11 protein-coding genes are annotated in these 17,874 nt (G+C 43.6%); 2 read left to right on the top strand and 9 right to left on the bottom strand.

Annotated elements, in window-relative coordinates:
• The first annotated feature begins 2 nt into the window (after positions 1–2).
• Positions 3–1,640 (top strand): cryptochrome/deoxyribodipyrimidine photo-lyase family protein, encoded by a 1,638-nt coding sequence (locus tag E5672_RS07135; protein ID WP_240692178.1) that lies wholly within the window; start codon positions 3–5, stop codon positions 1,638–1,640.
• Between the two features lie 6 nt (positions 1,641–1,646).
• On the opposite strand, the gene E5672_RS07130 is transcribed toward E5672_RS07135, so the two are convergent.
• The gene (locus E5672_RS07130; protein WP_136781566.1) at positions 1,647–1,934 is read right to left on the bottom strand and encodes a hypothetical protein; all 288 of its coding nucleotides are present in this window, start codon (positions 1,932–1,934) and stop codon (positions 1,647–1,649) included.
• A 207-nt stretch (positions 1,935–2,141) separates the two neighbouring features.
• Here E5672_RS07130 and fabA point away from each other — a divergent pair, with 207 nt between their 5' ends.
• Entirely contained in the window at positions 2,142–2,660 is a 519-nt protein-coding gene (fabA, locus tag E5672_RS07125) for a bifunctional 3-hydroxydecanoyl-ACP dehydratase/trans-2-decenoyl-ACP isomerase (protein ID WP_136781565.1), read from the top strand.
• A gap of 100 nt (positions 2,661–2,760) precedes the next feature.
• On the opposite strand, the gene rmf is transcribed toward fabA, so the two are convergent.
• From rmf to E5672_RS07085, 8 genes are all read right to left on the bottom strand, one after another.
• On the bottom strand, positions 2,761–2,937 hold the full coding sequence (gene rmf / locus E5672_RS07120; RefSeq protein WP_014949558.1) for a ribosome modulation factor: 177 nt from the start codon (positions 2,935–2,937) through the stop codon (positions 2,761–2,763).
• A gap of 300 nt (positions 2,938–3,237) precedes the next feature.
• Positions 3,238–4,995 carry a DUF3466 family protein gene (locus E5672_RS07115; protein ID WP_136781564.1) on the bottom strand — a complete coding sequence of 586 codons (1,758 nt, stop codon included), beginning with the start codon at positions 4,993–4,995 and terminating at the stop codon, positions 3,238–3,240.
• Positions 4,996–5,007: 12 nt separating this feature from the next.
• Positions 5,008–6,948, bottom strand: coding sequence for an ATP-binding cassette ATPase Uup (gene uup, locus E5672_RS07110; RefSeq protein ID WP_136781563.1), 1,941 nt, complete (start codon positions 6,946–6,948; stop codon positions 5,008–5,010).
• Positions 6,945–7,178 carry a glutaredoxin family protein gene (locus E5672_RS07105; protein WP_136781562.1) on the bottom strand — a complete coding sequence of 78 codons (234 nt, stop codon included), beginning with the start codon at positions 7,176–7,178 and terminating at the stop codon, positions 6,945–6,947. The genes uup and E5672_RS07105 overlap by 4 nt, the downstream gene beginning before the upstream one ends.
• Positions 7,175–9,271, bottom strand: coding sequence for a bifunctional 23S rRNA (guanine(2069)-N(7))-methyltransferase RlmK/23S rRNA (guanine(2445)-N(2))-methyltransferase RlmL (gene rlmKL / locus E5672_RS07100; RefSeq protein WP_136781561.1), 2,097 nt, complete (start codon positions 9,269–9,271; stop codon positions 7,175–7,177). The genes E5672_RS07105 and rlmKL overlap by 4 nt, the downstream gene beginning before the upstream one ends.
• Before the next feature lie 68 nt (positions 9,272–9,339).
• Positions 9,340–10,347, bottom strand: coding sequence for a quinone-dependent dihydroorotate dehydrogenase (pyrD, locus tag E5672_RS07095; protein WP_136781560.1), 1,008 nt, complete (start codon positions 10,345–10,347; stop codon positions 9,340–9,342).
• Positions 10,348–10,512: 165 nt separating this feature from the next.
• The gene (locus tag E5672_RS07090; protein ID WP_136781559.1) at positions 10,513–15,351 is read right to left on the bottom strand and encodes an NAD-glutamate dehydrogenase; all 4,839 of its coding nucleotides are present in this window, start codon (positions 15,349–15,351) and stop codon (positions 10,513–10,515) included.
• 196 nt (positions 15,352–15,547) lie between these two features.
• Positions 15,548–17,866, bottom strand: coding sequence for an efflux RND transporter permease subunit (locus E5672_RS07085; RefSeq protein WP_136781558.1), 2,319 nt, complete (start codon positions 17,864–17,866; stop codon positions 15,548–15,550).
• Positions 17,867–17,874: the final 8 nt, after the last annotated feature.

The raw sequence follows: 17,874 nt of genomic DNA, 5'->3' as shown, positions 1-17,874 counted from the left end.
TAATGCTAGTAAATCACAAAGAGTCTGTTACTGTAATCTGGTTAAAGCGAGACCTACGCTTACGTGATCACGAGCCTCTTTATCGCGCTTTTGAAGCGAGTGAAAAAGTGCTTCTGCTGTTTTGTTGGGAGCCATCACTTATCGCAGACCCGCATATGGACATTCGCCACTGGCGTTTTATCCAGCAAAGTATTGATGACATAAATAGTCAAATACCATCACTTAGTGGTGTTTTGACACTGCACTGCGAAGTTGTAGAGGCACTTAAATTCATTGCTCAATATTACAACATTTCAGCGGTTAGGAGTTACCAAGAAATAGGCTTAAAGGTTACGTATAACCGCGATATAGCTGTTTGTAGCTATTTGAAAAATAACAACATACCACTTTATGAGTCTCAGTATGGTGCAGTGATACGTGGTTTGCCGCACCGCGACCAATGGCAGGTAAACTGGGAGCATCATTTTGCAACACCCACCTATGATTTTGATATCGCCAGAACAAATTGGGCAAATTGGCGCGAACATTCTGCCATTTTGGCTACATCGAAATCATTTGATGATGTGGTAAATTTCAATTGTACAAAGATTAGTTTGGCGGAAAGCTTCACAGAGAGTTGTTCTCTAAACGTACTCAATGATACAGCGAATAAAGATGGCGCAATATCCACCGTAGCCAAAATGCAGCTAGGTGGTGAAAAGCGTGCTTGGCAGGCCTTGAAAGATTTTTTTATGGGGCGTGGGAAGAATTATCATCAGCATATTTCTATGCCAGAGAACGCAAGACGTTCATGCTCACGCTTAAGTCCCTATCTCGCGTGGGGTAATATCTCAATCAAGCAGGTCTACCAGAGTGTGTTGGTTGAGAAGAAAAAGAAAAAATCGCTTCCGGCTGAGCAAAAAAAGCAATGGAGCCGTGCTCTATCGGCTTTTACATCCAGACTGCATTGGCACTGCCATTTTATTCAAAAGTTTGAAAGCGAGCACAGTATAGAATGGCGCTCTATGAACAGCGCTTACGAGAACTTTCCCTTTATAGATGGCCCTGAAGCTGAACGTCGTTTTCATCGTTGGGCTACGGGTCAAACTGGTTACCCGCTTGTTGACGCTTGCATGCGCGCACTTAAATATACCGGGTATATCAACTTTCGTATGCGAGCAATGGTCACGAGTTTTCTATGTCACCACCTTAATGTTCATTGGTTGAAAGCTGCTCATTATTTGGCAACACAGTTTTTAGACTTTGAACCCGGTATCCATTATCCACAAATACAAATGCAGGTGAGTGTTACCGGTATTCATACAGTGCGTCTTTACAACCCAGCGACACAGTCACAAAAATTAGATCCCCAAGGAAGGTTTATTAAAAAGTGGGTTCCAGAGTTAACAAATTTACCTAACGAGGCCGTTCATGCACCCTACTTGCTGCCGCCATTAGAGGCACAGATGTTAGACTTTGACATTGAACGCGATTATGTCACGCCAATTGTTGACATCGCTCTGAATAATCGAATGGTAGCCAAACGCTTGTGGGATTATCGAGAGCGGGATGATGTGGTTACAGAAGCTCACCGCATTATAAAGCGGCATACCATGCAAAATAGTCCAAGTCGCAAGTGGCTTAAAACAAAAACAAAATAAAATGGCCTAACGGTTATTTTTTCTAAGCCATTCATTTAAAAGTTTTATTTGACCACATTTGTAGGCCGCATACATTAATCGCATAGCATTGGACATAGCTTCGCTGTCGGTCCAACCTGTTTTGTCACGAATTTCGTCATAGCAAGCCTTAGCCTCTGGGCTCACGTACCCTCTTACAAGTTTCTTTCCTGCGTCTTTCTGTCTTTCTCTGAACCGGCGCTGCTTGTCCGCATTTGCTTTAGCTTTATCCGCAGGACTCTTTTTTATGGCTTTTTTTGTTGTTTGTTCTGTCATAGTTTTCACATAAAGGTACGCTATTGTGAAGCGTAGAATAATCGCTGTTTATAAATTGCGCTTGTAGGGCAACATTTGCACGAGTTAAATTAACTAAGAATATATTAGCATGCGTTTTTCTTCAGAAAAATGACTGTTCAGAGTTGTTTGGCGTACAACTGTTCGCTAAATTAACACCGTCACTTTAATAACAACAATGAGTTGGGAATGTCAGAGAAGAAAAGTAGTTTTAACAAAGAAGATTTATTGGCATGTAGTCGTGGGGAAATGTTTGGTCCCGGGAACAGTCAACTTCCCGCCCCTAATATGCTAATGATGGATCGGGTCGTCTCAATTACTGAAGATGGCGGCGAGCATGGAAAAGGCGAAATTATCGCTGAATTAGATATCTCTCCAGATTTATGGTTTTTTGACTGCCATTTTCCAGGTGATCCAGTGATGCCAGGCTGCCTTGGCCTTGACGCAATGTGGCAATTAGTTGGTTTCTTCCTTGGTTGGAGTGGTGGCCCAGGAAAAGGTCGTGCTTTAGGTGTTGGTGAAGTGAAGTTTACTGGGCAGATCCTTCCAACAGCGAAAAAGGTTACTTACAAAATCACTATGAAGCGCGTCATTAAGCGAAAACTCTTCATGGGTATGGCAGATGGCTCAGTAGAAGTAGATGGTCGTGAGATTTATGTCGCGAAAGATTTAAAAGTTGGACTATTCCAAGATACGTCGAATTTTTAAAATACCCCTATCGCCATTTAGGTATACTTGCTTAACACAATAAAAAAGCCCCAATTCTGGGGCTTTCCTTTTTGCATAATCAGTTCATAAAAGAGAAGTGTTATTTAACACTTAAACCTAAGTGTCTATCCTCTACTGCCTCGCGCCACCCACCTAACCACTGTGAACGTGCATCGTTTTGCTGAAATGGACAATTTTCCTTTGAACGACCGCTAATACCAGCTTGATAGCCTTTAGAATGAGCGCGTGTCAGTTTATCTCTTTTTTGTCTTTTCATTGATTAGCCTCTTTTGTTTGTTGAATGTACAACAAATCATTTTCACGAGCGCTCTACATCATATCGGTTGATAGTGCCGGAAAAGTGATTGCGTACATTACTGTGATAGTGCAATTAACAAAATGGTTCAAGAAAAATATAAAATAAAAACACTTGACAAACTTTAAACAAATGAAGTTTCGATGAAATTTATGTTACATTTTTTATGCATAAATATGTCTATTTTTTCGGTTTTTAGGCATAAAAAAAGCCACACGAATGTGGCTTTCGAAAGTTAGCTGTATTTAATTAAACGCTCGATTATTTCTTTATGCGTCTACGTACAAATGCGGCCGCAAATAATCCGATGAATGCTAGCCAACCAGTAGAAGCACCGCTGCGCTCAAAAGGTTGCTCGTCTTCAGGGATCTCACAATCGTCTATAGAGCCATTAGCTATTGGAGATAGTTTAACCGCAACCACTGAATCAATTAACTCTGTTTCACCGCTTGAGTTAATGATGTCAACGCCAGTTACGTACTTACTATTTGTTTTTACGCGCGCGTTAGCAATAATCTCGTTGTCATCGTTGATATCAACGGCTTCAATAAGCTCATAGGTATTGTCACAAGACACTAAATCATTGAGATCAAGAAATTCTTCTGTATCAATGTTATACATAAACGCAGCAGTTTCACGTAAGGTATCGCTTGTCGCATCAACATCTGCCTTGCCCACAACAATATTGTTATTGTTGATCGCATTTGCAGTAACCCCTGCACTTACGAAAAATCCATCTGGGTATTTCTGCTCTTGCGTATCTAGGTTATAAACAAAAAGGCGTGAGCGTGCGATATCGCTTTGTGAACGAAGCACTGCACCTGTGACCCAGTTCTCGTCGTTAATAGCAATTGCTTGGCTAATGATGTTTTCTTCGCGAGGAAGAAGTTCTATTGTTTCGCCATCTCTAAATACGGTTGCTACGCGCTCGCTTTCAGTCAAGCCAGACTGATTAGGGCGCGTAATGGTAATGCGATCGCCTGTTAAGCCTTCACCCACTGCTATACCTTGATTATTGATATCGTAAGCATAGGTGAAATAATGTGACGTATCGTCTTCATCAGGCTCAAACAACAATGGATAAGTATCTGTGCTAATAACATCACCATTTACGTCAATCTGCCAAATAGTGGCATTAACTTCTGATAGTAAAACGAAGCTCGGTAAATAATTGGTTGATGTGTTTAAGAAGTAGCTAGAAATACGCGGTACTGCAAATTCACCATTGTAAACGGTATAAAGACAACGGCCTTCTGACTGGTCTCCGCGAAGCTCGTCGTCAGCACAAGTTTCAACTGCCTCTTCAACATCGTCTAAAAAGCTAACTGTGCTAAAACCGGCCACTTGTAAGTTCGAATTTACTGCACGAGCAGAGGAAAAGCCGCCAGCAGTAGTATCAACAGCGGGTAACACCTTTGTTACGTTAGACGATTGAACGAAACCTTGTTGCGCTGACTCTGGGTAAGTGTAATTGATGGTGTCACCATCTTCATTTTCGTAAGCGTCTAGAACCACCAAACCAGATGAGTCACCCACGATGAAGTTTCCATTCAGGCTGTCTCTACCTATTGCTTCGACAGAACGGGTATAGTCATCAAACTTTTCAGTAATTTCGTCTAAACCCGGAACCAAGGAAATATCTTGAGTATCAGTAATAAACGTTCTATACGAACCAAGCTTTTGACCGGTTGTGGCAGTAAAATTCGACAGCAGGTAATTAACGATAGTGGTGTAGTCCGCGTCAGTAAACACACCTTGGCGCGCGTCGTCTTCATTTTCTAAACTGGAGCCATTCACATCGAAGAACGTGGTGTCATCTTCCAGTTGCTCTACATCAACGGGAGGGTTGTATTCAAGCTGTACCACAGACAACATTTTGCCCGAATTATCGATTGAACGTGCAAAATTGTTTCTAGCGGTATCCTGCAAAGGAAGAGGCGTCACTGAATAGGTCGCGGCGAATGCCGAAACACTTCCTGTTGCCAACAGAACGGCGGCGGCAAGCTGAGTTCGTTTCATTTAAAATCCTATTTACTGCTGATTATCTTCCAGCATACTTTCTAGTTCATCCCAGCGCGCATATTTCTGGGAAAGTAATTCTTCTTTATCTGCCAGCTCGGCTAACGCCTTGGCAGTAATGTCACTGTCTTGTTTGAAAAAATCTGGGTCGTTGACTTTTTCTTGCATAGCCTCAAGCTCTTCCTCAAGTGTTTCTAGTTCTTTCGGTAAGGACTCAAGTTCACGCTGGTCTTTGTATGATAGCTTTTTCGTCTTACGGGGAGAAGACTTAGCACTAGGACTGTCTGAAGCTGAATTAGTTTCATTCTTTACCTTGGCTTTTTCTTCCTTTTCGATTTGCTGACGTTTTTCCTGTTGCTCTTTATACCAGTTTTCTACGTCAGTGAAACCCCCAATAAATTCGCGAAGCATTCCATTACCCTCGAATACCACGCTACTATTTGCTACGTTATCAACAAATTCCCTATCGTGACTGACTAAAAGCACGGTGCCGGTATATTCGTTGAGTAAGGTTTCGAGCATCTCTAAAGTTTCAACATCAAGATCGTTAGTTGGCTCATCCAGTACCAGAACATTACTTGGCTTAAGCATAAGCTTGGCCAACATAAGACGGTTCTTTTCACCACCAGATAGCGACTTAACTGGCGCATTAACGCGCTCAGGTGTGAATAGATAGTCTTGTAGGTAGCTAATAACGTGGCGCGGATGACCATTTACCATCAGGTCGCGCTTACCGTCGCCTACCGCGTCTATCACAGACTTTTCTAAATCCAAGCCGTGGCGATGTTGGTCAAAGTATGCCACTTCAAGGTTGGTGCCTTGTTTGCAATTGCCGTTGTCGGGTTGTAATTCGCCTAACAATAGCTTGATAAGCGTACTTTTACCGCTACCATTAGGGCCAATAAGTGCAAGCTTGTCACCACGCAAAACATTCAGGTTTAACCCTTTAACAATGGGTTTGCCTTCAATGCTGTAGCTTAAATCTTTTACTTCAAACACCATTTTTCCAGAGCGTGCGCCCTGATGTTGATTGACTACCGCATTACCTTGAACAGCTCTGCGGGCTTTTCGCTCTTCACGTAGTTTTTTCAGCGCTCTTACTCGGCCTTCGTTGCGGGTACGGCGCGCCTTAATGCCCTGTCGTATCCACACTTCTTCTTGAGCTAGCTTTTTATCAAACTCAGCGTTTTGCGACGCTTCAACTTCTAAATCGTGCTGTTTTTTCTCAAGATAGGTTTCGTAATTACCCGGGTAGCTGGTTACAGAGCCGCGGTCTAGGTCAATAATACGTGTGGCCATGGCGCGGATAAAAGCACGGTCATGGCTTACGAACACAATAGCACCCTGATAGTTGCTCAAACTCGATTCAAGCCAGCGGATCATTTCGATATCAAGGTGGTTGGTCGGTTCGTCCAACAGTAATAAATCAGGCTGACGCACTAAAGCACGAGCTAGCGCTGCTTTTCTACGCCATCCCCCAGACAGAGTAGATAACGATATCTCAGGGTCTAGCTTTAGCATGGTGAGCGTTTGTTCTATTTGCTGTTCAAACTGCCATGCGTCTCTTGCTTCTAACTGTTCTTGTAGACGCTGTAATTTATTTAAATTCGCTTCGCTTGGATCTTCACCCACGATACGAGTTTGGTGAAAATAAGCTTTAAGGGTTTCACCTACGTCAGATAAACCTTCGGCAACATAATCAAAAAGTGTCACATCGGTGGTTTGAGGCGGGTCCTGCTCTAAGCGCGCAATAACCTTATTGTTTTCGATAATACGCTGACCGTCGTCGGCAATAATATCACCGGCAATCACTTTCATAAGGGTGGATTTACCGCTTCCGTTACGCCCAACTAAACATACGCGCTCTTTAGGCTGAACAACGAGTTCGACACCGTCTAAAAGCGGTGGATTTCCATAGATAACAGTGATGTTTTTTAACTGCAAAATGCTCACTGAAGAAACTCCTCTAAATCGGCGGTATTAAAAGGCCAGCCGATTTCTTTTTCATTATCTGCCCGTTTTAAAACGGGGATCCTTGCACCGTACAAATGGTAAAGCTCGGTGCTTGTGCGAATGTTAACTTTTTCTATGTCAAGCGATGTAAACATTGACGTTTGCTGAAGTTCAACATCAGCTGAGTCGCACAGACTACATTGGGGCCCGGTGTAGAAATAAATTTTCATGAACTTAATACCCAGCACTGATGAATGTTACCTTTGCGGGCGAAATCTTCAGGAATAGTGTCTTTGGTTATATTCTCCACTGACAATCCAAGATTGTTAATGGCAGTTTCATCTAACTTAAAGCCACGCTTATTGTTAGAGAATATAATAATCCCCTGCTCTTTTAGACACGCTTTAGCGTCGGTAAGCATTTTTACGTGGTCGCGCTGTACATCCCAGGTGCTTTGCATCCGCTTTGAGTTAGAAAACGACGGTGGGTCGATAAAAATTAAGTCGTATTTCCCTTTATGGGTACCTAACCACGTTGTGCAATCCGCTTGAATAAAAGCATGTGGGCTAGTAAGTTTATTCAGTGCTACGTTTTTCTTTGCCCATTCTAAATAGGTGTTAGACATATCCACAGTAGTAACAGATTTCGCACCACCCATACCCGCGAAAACAGACACACTTCCCGTATATGAAAACAGGTTTAGCACATCTTTACCCTGGGACAACGCCTGAACCTTTTGACGGGTATTACGGTGATCTAAGAAAAGACCCGTGTCTAAGTAGTCAGTCAGGTTAACCAGGAAACGCGCGCCATTTTCAAACACTTCCATCATGTCGCCAGACTGGTTAATTTTCTCGTACTGCTTGGTGCCTTTTTGTTGACTACGCACTTTAAGCGCAATGTGCTTTGGTGATATACCTGTTACGGCAGGCAAATGAAGTAACACTTCTTGCAGGCGCTTACGGGCCTTATCTTCAGATACAGTTTTAGGTGGCGCGTACTCTTGAACGACCAGCCAATCGCCATACCTGTCTACAGCAACGTTATAGTCCGGTAAGTCAGCATCGTATATGCGGTAACAGTTAGTGTTAGCGCTCTTTATCCAACCTTTCATACGTTTAAGGTTTTTCTTGAGACGATTCGCAAACTCATGGTTGCTGGCGTCTTCACTAAACTGCACCGTGTTTTGTTCATCAAGCACATAGTTGGCTAAGCGACACTCTAACTTACCGTTGTTCATGGCATAGTCTTTAGTGGCACGTAGCTTAAGCACGCGCAGCAAATCACGATTACTGCTAAGAAGGGATACATGCCATCCTTTCCAGGCTTCTTTAAAGCGCTTACCCCAGTCACTAAATAATGGTATTAGCGAGGTTAGTTCGCCCAAACGCTCACCGTAAGGAGGGTTAGACACAACGTAGCCTGGAGTACTCACCGGCGGCGACGATTTCGTTGCGTCTTGTTGTGAAAAGGAAATATCGTTAAACACGCCAGCGAAATCGGCGTTGGCTTTCGCAATGGCTACCATTTTACGGCTGAAGTCACCTGCGTAAATGCCGCCGCAGCTTGGCTTTTGCGCGGAAATAGCATGTTCGACTAACTCATCCCATACTTTCGCTTCATGGCCAAGCCATTTAGTGAAGCCCCAGTAAACTCGCTTAATACCTGGTGCAATGTTTCGGGCAATGTAAGCCGCTTCTATGGCGATAGTGCCTGAACCGCACATAAGGTCTACTAATGGCGCGTCGATATTTTCCGTCCAACCACTACGCATTAACATGGCGCTTGCAATATGCTCTTTAAGCGGCGCGTCGCCCGTTTCTTGTCGGTACGCGCGTTGGTGCAAGCTGGCGCCAGCTAGGTCTATGCCTAAAATCACGTTATCGCGATGCAGCCTTGCATATACAGAGATATCAGGGGTTTTACGCTCTACTGATGGGCGCGGTAAGCCCTGCTCTACGAACGAATCGACTATGGCGTCTTTAACACGAACCGCACCAAATTGGGTGTTTTTTATGGCAAAGTTTGTGCCGATAAACTGCACAGATAAGGTATGACGTGAATCCATCTGCATTTGCCAGTCAATACCCATAGCCGTGTTGTAAAGTGCATCTGCGTCACCTGCTTTTCCTGATGCAAGCACCCAAATTACGCGGTTGGCTAAGCGTGACCATAAGCAAAGTTTATACGCATCTTCCTTTGAGCCTTCAAACTGAATAGTGCCAGGCCCTTGTTTAATTTGCGCGTCAGGGCATAGGCTTAGCACCTCTTGTTTTAATAGTTCGTCAAGACCGCGACTGGTCGTAACCAGAATAGTATTCATTCATGTACCTGTTTTTGATGTACGTACTTAACGTAAAGCACGTACACGGGAGATTGGTTTCGGGTGTATTATAACGCGTTTACAATGCGTTTAACGAGAGATGGGCCTTGATAAATAAAAGCCGAGTAGACCTGCACCAAAGACGCGCCAGCGTCTAAACGGGCTTGTGCCGCTTCTGGTGAATCAATGCCGCCAACGCCGATAATCGGAATAGCGCGGTCTAGCGCTTTATTAAGCTTTCGGGTTACTTCCAAGCTCATATCCGTCATCACAGAACCACTTAATCCGCCCATTTCTTCAGCGTGCTGAAGCCCCGCTACAGCGTCACGCGAAAGCGTTGTGTTAGTTGCTATTACACCATCCATCTTGCTGTTGATTAACGATGCCGCAATGCTTTCAATTTCAACATCACTTAAATCGGGCGCTATTTTAATAAACAGCGGTACGTATTTTCCGTGTGTTTGCGTAAGTGTTTCTTGTGCGGCTTTTAAGCCTACTAATAACTTATCAAGCGCTTCACCGTACTGCAGGTTTCGCAGCCCAGGAGTGTTCGGTGATGAGATATTGATAGTGACATAGCTAGCGTAAGGATAAACCTTATTTAAGCAAATTAGATAATCGTCGAGTGCATTTGCTTCTTCGGTATCTTTGTTTTTACCAATGTTAATGCCAATGGGCCCTTTAAACTGGGCTTTTTTTACTTGCTCGACAAGATGATCAACACCTTTATTATTAAATCCCATGCGATTAATAATGGCGTGTTTTTCAGGTATTCTAAATAAACGAGGTTTGGGATTACCTGGCTGCGGACGAGGTGTTACCGTACCAATTTCCACGAAGCCAAACCCCATGCTTGAAAACGCATCAATACAATCGCCGTTCTTATCGAGTCCCGCGGCTAACCCCACAGGATTGTCAAAAGTCATCCCTGCGACAGTAACAGGCTTTTTAAGCGTAGGCGTGCTGTACATCCATTTCAGCGGTGTATGTTGGGTCTTGTTTAACCAGTTAATGGTGAAATCGTGACTTTTTTCAGGTTCACACTGAAGTAAGAGTTTTTGCACTAGAGATTGCATGGCTGTATTTAACGCTCGCTTATTAAGGGCCTATTGAACGTTACCGTAAAAGACATTGTACAGGTCTTATATTCAATAAAAACGCTGTAAAACTCTACGCTAATGTTCAAGCAGCCAATAAAAAGCCCTGATTAACAGGGCTTAAATCATTAAGGTGCGTGTATTCTAATGGTTAGACTTCACGCTTAAAAGCATCAATTCACGTAAAGCGACAGAAAATTTCGCAAATTCGTGTGTTGTACTGGTCTTAAACTCTGACATCATGTGATACCAGCGTTTAAGTAGTATCTGGTTACTCTCAATCCACTCATCTAAAATTTGGTCTGCGTTGCTTACATCTTCACGAGAAGCTAACAGATTCGCTGCGATTGAACGCTGCTGCCAATCCAGCTCTTCACGATACGAGGCTCGTGCCAACGCTTGCCAATGGTTGCTTACTGCTTGGTTGTTTATTTGGTCCAAGAACCAGTGAAGCTCTAAGCGAGAACCTAACTGATAATAAAGCTTAGCCACCACGTCAGTGTCGTGTTTGTCGGCTTCTACAATTTGCGCTAAGTCGAAGCTAGAGAACATATTTGAGAAGCTCGCAACTTGATACGCAATATCTTGAGGTACACCCTTATCGATATATTTCTGCGTTGCGGCTTCTAGCTGCGCGTATTCACTTTCAACAAGATAATGCTGTAAGTTTTTCGATAAAATATCGAATGTGCCGCGATAGCTAGCAATCGCTTCTTCAATAGATTGCGCCTTATTGCCGTGACGAATATACCAGCGTGAAGCACGACGCATAATTCTGCGCGCTTCATCAAGCATTTTTAGCTGAAGCTTTGCTGGGATAACGTTGTCTAGTTCCTCTATACGCTCCCACAGCGTTTTCATATTGAAAATACCGTGCACAATCGCATAGGCGTCGGCAATTTCGCTAACACTTGCCCCTGTCTCTTCTTGCATTCTGAACACGAAGTTCAGACCCATATCGTTAACCATATTGTTGGTCAATTTAGTGGCGATTATTTCGCTTCTAAGCGGGTGCTGCTGCATGTGTGAGGCAAACTTTTCGCGCAGCACTTTAGGGAATGCTTCTACTAACAGCTTGCCATGGTAAGGGTTGTCAGTAATTTCTGGAATATTAAGCGCGTCTTTAAGCACCATTTTTCCATAGGCAATCAGCACGCTAAGTTCAGGACGTGTAAGGCCTTGGTCAGTTGCAACGCGATCAGAAATCTCATCGTCACTTGGAATAAACTCAAGCTCACGGTTTAACTGCCCCTCGCGCTCAAGACCGTGAATAAAGCGAAGCTGTTCTTTAAGTTGCTTCACGCCAGCTAACTCGGTAATAGAGATAGACTGAGTTTGACGGTAACAATCTTTAAGTACGATTCGGCTTACATCATCGGTCATATCATACAACAGCTTATTGCGCTGTTTGAGCGTTAGCTCGCCGTCGTTGACCAGACTATTAAGTAAGATTTTAATGTTAACTTCGTTATCTGAGCAATCAACACCGCCAACGTTATCGATGAAGTCGGTATTAACGCGACCGCCATTAGAGGCGTATTCGATACGGCCTAATTGGGTTAAACCTAGGTTACCACCCTCGCCCACGATTTTAGCCTGAACGTCGCGGCCATTAACCCGTAAATCATCATTCGCACGATCGCCCACTTCAGAGTGAGATTCTTTCTTACTCTTGATATAGGTACCAATACCGCCGTTCCACAGTAAGTCGACAGGCATTTTCAATATATTATGAATAAGCTCGTTAGGCGTCATAGTAAGTTGACGTGTACCCAACCACTTCTTCATTTCAGGCGTAAGCTTAATGGACTTAGAGGCACGGCTGAATACACCGCCGCCTTTAGAAATTAATTTACTGTCGTAGTCTTCCCAACTTAGGCTTGGGTTTTCAAATAAACGCTGACGCTCTTTATAACTTGCTGCTGCATCAGGGCTTGGGTCAAAGAAAATGTGTAAGTGGTTAAATGCCGCAATTAAGCGTGTGTGCTTTGAAAGCAGCATACCGTTACCAAATACGTCGCCAGCCATATCGCCCACACCCACAGCGGTGAAGTCAGTGGTCTGACAGTCAATACCAATTTCTCTAAAGTGGCGCTTAACTGATTCCCAACCGCCGCGCGCAGTAATACCCATTTTCTTATGGTCGTAACCAATACTACCGCCAGAGGCAAATGCATCGCCCAGCCAGAAGCCGAATTCTTCTGCAATGCCGTTGGCAATGTCAGAGAAGGTCGCAGTGCCCTTGTCAGCGGCAACAACCAAATATGGGTCGTCATCGTCCAGGCGAACCACATCTTTCGGTGGAACAATTTCGCCATTTACGATGTTGTCAGTAATGTCTAACAAGCTTGTAATAAAGGTGCGGTAACACGCTTGACCTTCAGCTTGAATCGCTGCACGCCCCTCACCGACTGGTAAGTTTTTACATACAAAACCGCCTTTTGCACCAACAGGAACAATTACCGTATTCTTAACTTGCTGCGCTTTCACCAAGCCAAGTACTTCTGTTCTAAAGTCTTCCTGACGGTCAGACCAACGCAGACCACCACGGGCAACTTTGCCACCACGTAAATGCACACATTCAACGCGAGGGCTATATACAAAAATTTCAAATTTAGGTAGCGGTAGCGGCATTTCAGGAATAAGTTCAGGCATCATCTTGAATGATACGTAAGACTTTTCATTGCCTGCATCGTCTGGTTGATAGAAGTTTGTACGCAATGTCGCTGACATCATATCCAAGTAACGACGGATAATACGGTCGTCATCTAGATTACTTACGTTGTCTAGTTGCGCTTTTATGGTTTCTAAAATAGCTTCTTCTTTTTTCTGATTACGCTTTTTCTTAGGGTTAAAGCGTTGGTCAAAGAAATCAACCAGCAAACGTGCGATATCTGGATAATTAGAAAGCGTATTCGCAATGTAGTCGCGACTGAACGAGCTGCCTGTTTGACGCATATATTTGGCATAAGCGCGTAAGATGGTCACTTTTCGACCGGTCATGTTTGCGCCTAGGATAAGACGGTTAAATGCGTCATCTTCTAAGGTTTTGTACCATACCTTTGCAAAAGCATCCTGGAAGAGAATTTGTGCGTTTTCCATGTCAAAGTGTTGGCCACTTTTATGTAACATGGAGAAGTCCATCACCCAGTTACGCTCACCTTCGGAACACGTGATTTTATAAGGGCTTTCGTCGATTACGCGTAACCCAAAGTTCTCAAGCATAGGTAACACGTCAGACAAATGAATAGGTTCAGCGCGGTGGAAAAGCTTTAGTTTAACAACCTGGCTGTCAGCGTCTTCTTCTTGCGGACGATAGAACAACATATCCAGCGTGTGGCTGTCGTCAAGCATCTCTAGCTTACCAATATCAACTAGCGCTGCTGATGGAAGGTTATGCTCCATGTAGCTACGAGAAAACGCATTGTTGTACTTACGCTCAAGTGCTTTGCCAGATGCTTCACCGTGTGCAGCTGAAATAGCTGATGCTAGTCTGTCATTCCAGGTTTTGGTCAACTCAATAATGTTTTGCTCTATTTCCTTCACATCGAATTCCGCGTTGTTGTCGTTGACTCTTGCAATGTAATGCGTACGGGCATACACCGACTCTGAGAAGAACGTGGTAAATTCCACTTCTTCAGTGGCACCTAATGACGCTTTAAGCAGCGCTTGTGTTTCTTTACGTAGTTGAGTGTTGTAACGCTCTCTAGGAACGAACACCATGCAAGAGAAGAACCGACCAAATGTATCTTTGCGGATAAACAAACGTGAAATGCCGCGCTCTTGCATTTGGAATATACCCATTACAATTTGCGCAAGTTCTTCCGCTGGCGTTTGTAGCAATTCGTCACGTGGATAGGTTTCAATAATGTTTGCGAACGCTTTATAAGCGTGTGTGCCAGGTTCAAAGCCAGATAACTCACAAATACGCTTAATCTTTTCGCGCAAAATTGGCAGCTGAGTAACGCTATTGTTATAAAACGATGCTGAATATAAGCCTAAGAAGCGATGCTCACCGATAACTTGGCCGTCTTTATTGAAGACCTTTACACCAACATAATCCATGTATGCTGGCCGATGTACCCGCGCCCGCGAGTTGGTCTTGGTTAAAATTAACGGGTTTTTACTTAATGCTTCAGCTCTTGCCGACGCAGGTAAGCGTGATAACAAGCGCTCGCGGTCGTTCACTGAGTTTTTGAGAAGGCCTAAGCTGGTGTCATTTCTTGGGATCCATCTGTGGTCCCCTTCAATTGCCTTAACGTCATAATAGCGATATCCCATCATGGTAAAGTTGTGATCGCCTAACCATTCTAGGTATGCCTTGGTCTGTTTCTTTGCATCTGCAGACACAGGCCAGTTATATTTTGCATTGCTTTTGATAACGTCTTGCAAGGTATTGGTCATATCTTGCCAGTCTTTAACCGCCAAAGAGACTTCATCAACCACCGAGAAAAGCTCTTTAGTTAACGCGTCGATATCCTTCTTCGATGTCTGGGTATCAATTTCGATGAAAATGACAGTCTCTTTTTTTGCACCTTCAAGAGTTTGTCCTGGCTCGGCGAAAGCTTCAACTTTGTTTCCACCGTCTCGTTTAATGCCAATTGGGCTATGAAGAAATAGGTGTGCGGTAATGTTTAACCGGTTAAGCAGCATTCGAACAGAGTCAACCAAGAACGGCATGTCTGATACGATAATTTCTACGATGGTGTGGCTAGAGTGCCACCCATGTTTAGCAATTTCCGGATTAAATACGCGTATATATGGCGATGCGTGTTCAAACTTTGCTAAACCATTCCATAAACTTAATGTTGCACCATAAAGGTCGCTGTCGTTGCGATTTTCTAGGTCATCGCTTGATATGTTTTTATACAACAGACGTCCGAATTGCTGCACAAGAGACTTCTGCTTGGTATCTACTTTTTTGTCAATAAGTGCAAATACATTGTCTAGCAGTACTGAGTGTCGCTGTGAGGTGACTGTCATTTGTTAACCTTTTTTGAATGTCATAATACCAATTGAACTTGGTATAAGTGCCGAGTACCTAACTATTTTCTCTAATAAATGACGCTAATGAAAGCCCATTTTTAACCTTATATTAACAGCATAGATAACTATGCAGAAAACACCCAAAAAAAAGGGCCAAACGGCCCTTTTTTATGCGTAGCTATGCAAAAATATTTTATGCATCAGGGTCATTCTTGTTCCACCACAGGAACCTAGCCAAGGCAGGCAGTACAATTATTGCGCCGAGCATGTTCACAACGAACATAAACGTTAGCAATATTCCCATATCCATTTGGAACTTAAGTGAAGAGAACACCCAAGTACTTACGCCTATCGCTAGCGTTATGCCGGTGAACAGTACTGCACTTCCGCGCTCTTTTAACGCAGCGAAATATGCTTCCTGTACGGTGGCCCCTTTCTTCAGCATTAAGCTTTTAGTAGAAAGGATATAAATACCATAGTCCACTCCGATACCCACGCCAAGTGCGATAACTGGTAATGTAGAAACGGTGAGGCCAATTTGAAGGTATGTCATTAGCGCTTGAGCCAATACAGACACTACATATAGCGGTATTACAACGACTAACGTGGCACGAATAGAACGGAAGCTTATTAGACACAGCGCAATAACAGCGCCAAACACATAAAGCATCATAGGATCTTGTGCTGCACTAACCGCTTCGTTGGTTGCAGCCATTACGCCAACAGGACCAGAAGCAAGGCTAAACTTCATATCGTCGGTTTGATATTCATCGCGATAGGCTTTTACCGCATCAACTACACGAGATATGGTTTCCGCTTTATGGTCTTCCATAAAGAGGATGATTGGCATAACAGAACAATCACCGTTTAGTAAACCCGATGACGTTGGCACGCGAGAAATAGCCTGTACTAACGTCTGCTGATTACGAGGTAGTACCTGCCATTTGACGTTACCTTCGTTGTAACCTGCGTTTACGATTTTAGCCACAGAAGCCAGCGATACGGCAGATTGCACACCTTTTACGTTTTCCATTTTCCACTGGAAATCATCCATGGCTTTCATCACGCTATGGGATGTACAGGCCTCTGGCGTGGTTTCAACCAGAATTGAGATGTAGTCTACTGTAACCTCGTACTTGTCTGTTATCAGGAAAGTATCCTGATTGTAGCGGGATGTCTCATGAAGAGCTGGTGCACCAGCATGTAAATCCCCTATTTTCATGTTTTGCGCTTGGAAGTGCCCAAGTACAAACAAAATAGCAGTAACAGTTAAGATTAATGCTGCTGGCTTTTTACGCGAACATGCCGCAATCACTTCCCAGAATTTAGAGTTTGCGTTTTCTTTACCCGCAAATTTTTCAACATATTTCTGATCCAGCTTTAAGAAGCTCATCAAAACAGGTAGCAGCAAAAGGTTAGTAAGAATAATTACAGCAACACCCATACTTGCCGTTATCGCTAACTCGCGAATAATGCCGATATCGATAACCAGCAACGTCATGAAACCCACGGTATCCGATAACAGAGCAATTCCGCCCGGTACGAGTAGGTTTCTGAAGGCCGCCATAGAGGCTCGTTTTGCACCAATACCTGTTACTGCCTGCTTTTCTACAGCGTTAATCATTTGCACGCCGTGGCTAACTCCAATCGCGAACACCAAAAACGGTACTAGAATTGACATAGGGTCCATGCCAAAGCCAATTGAAGTCAAAAGCCCAAGCTGCCAGATAACAGCAATAATTGAACAAACCAATGGCAATAAGGTCAGCATGATGCTGCGTGAGAAGAAGTACACCATCACCGCAGTGATCGCGATTGCGATGGCAAAGAATAACAGTACGTCTTTAGCTCCGTCGGCTACATCGCCAATCATCTTCGCAAAACCGATAATATGGATAGACGTATTTTCGTTTTCATACTGACCGCGAAGCTGCTCTTCTAGCTCTGCAGCTAAAGCGAGTGTATTAAGCGGCTCGCCTGTTTGTGGGTCAATATCTAGCAACTGTGCAGTTACCATAGCACAGCTGTAATCACTAGAAACTTGTCGCCCTACAATATTTGCTTTTTCTACGTTTGCAGCCACTAATTCCAGTGCTTCAGGGCTGGACGAATTAAAGTCTGCCGGGATTACTGGACCGCCAGCAAAACCGCCTTCAACGATTTCTGTAAAACGCGTTGATGGAGAGAAAAGAGAAATAACTAATGAACGGTTCACGCCATTAATAAAGAAAAGCTGGTCGTGAACATTTTTCAATGTGTCGAAGAAGTTTTGATTGTAAATGTTGTCATTCTTGTCACAAACAGATACCAGAATATTATTGGCCCCACCAAAATCTTGGCGGTGCTCAATATAGGTTTTCATGTATTCGTGATTAAGCGGAATGTTTTTTTCAAAACCTGCGTCTAAGCGCATTTGTGAGGCTTGGTAACCTAGAAATACCGTTGCGATAGCAAACAGTGCCACCACGATTTTACGGTTTCCAAACACTAATTTTTCAAGAAAATGGGTCATTGTTTTTA

The sequence above is a fragment of the Alteromonas portus genome (assembly GCF_005117025.1).
Classification (GTDB): domain Bacteria; phylum Pseudomonadota; class Gammaproteobacteria; order Enterobacterales; family Alteromonadaceae; genus Alteromonas; species Alteromonas portus.
The sequence above is the reverse complement of the archived record's forward strand: the minus strand, read 5'-3'. Positions and strand labels throughout refer to the sequence as shown.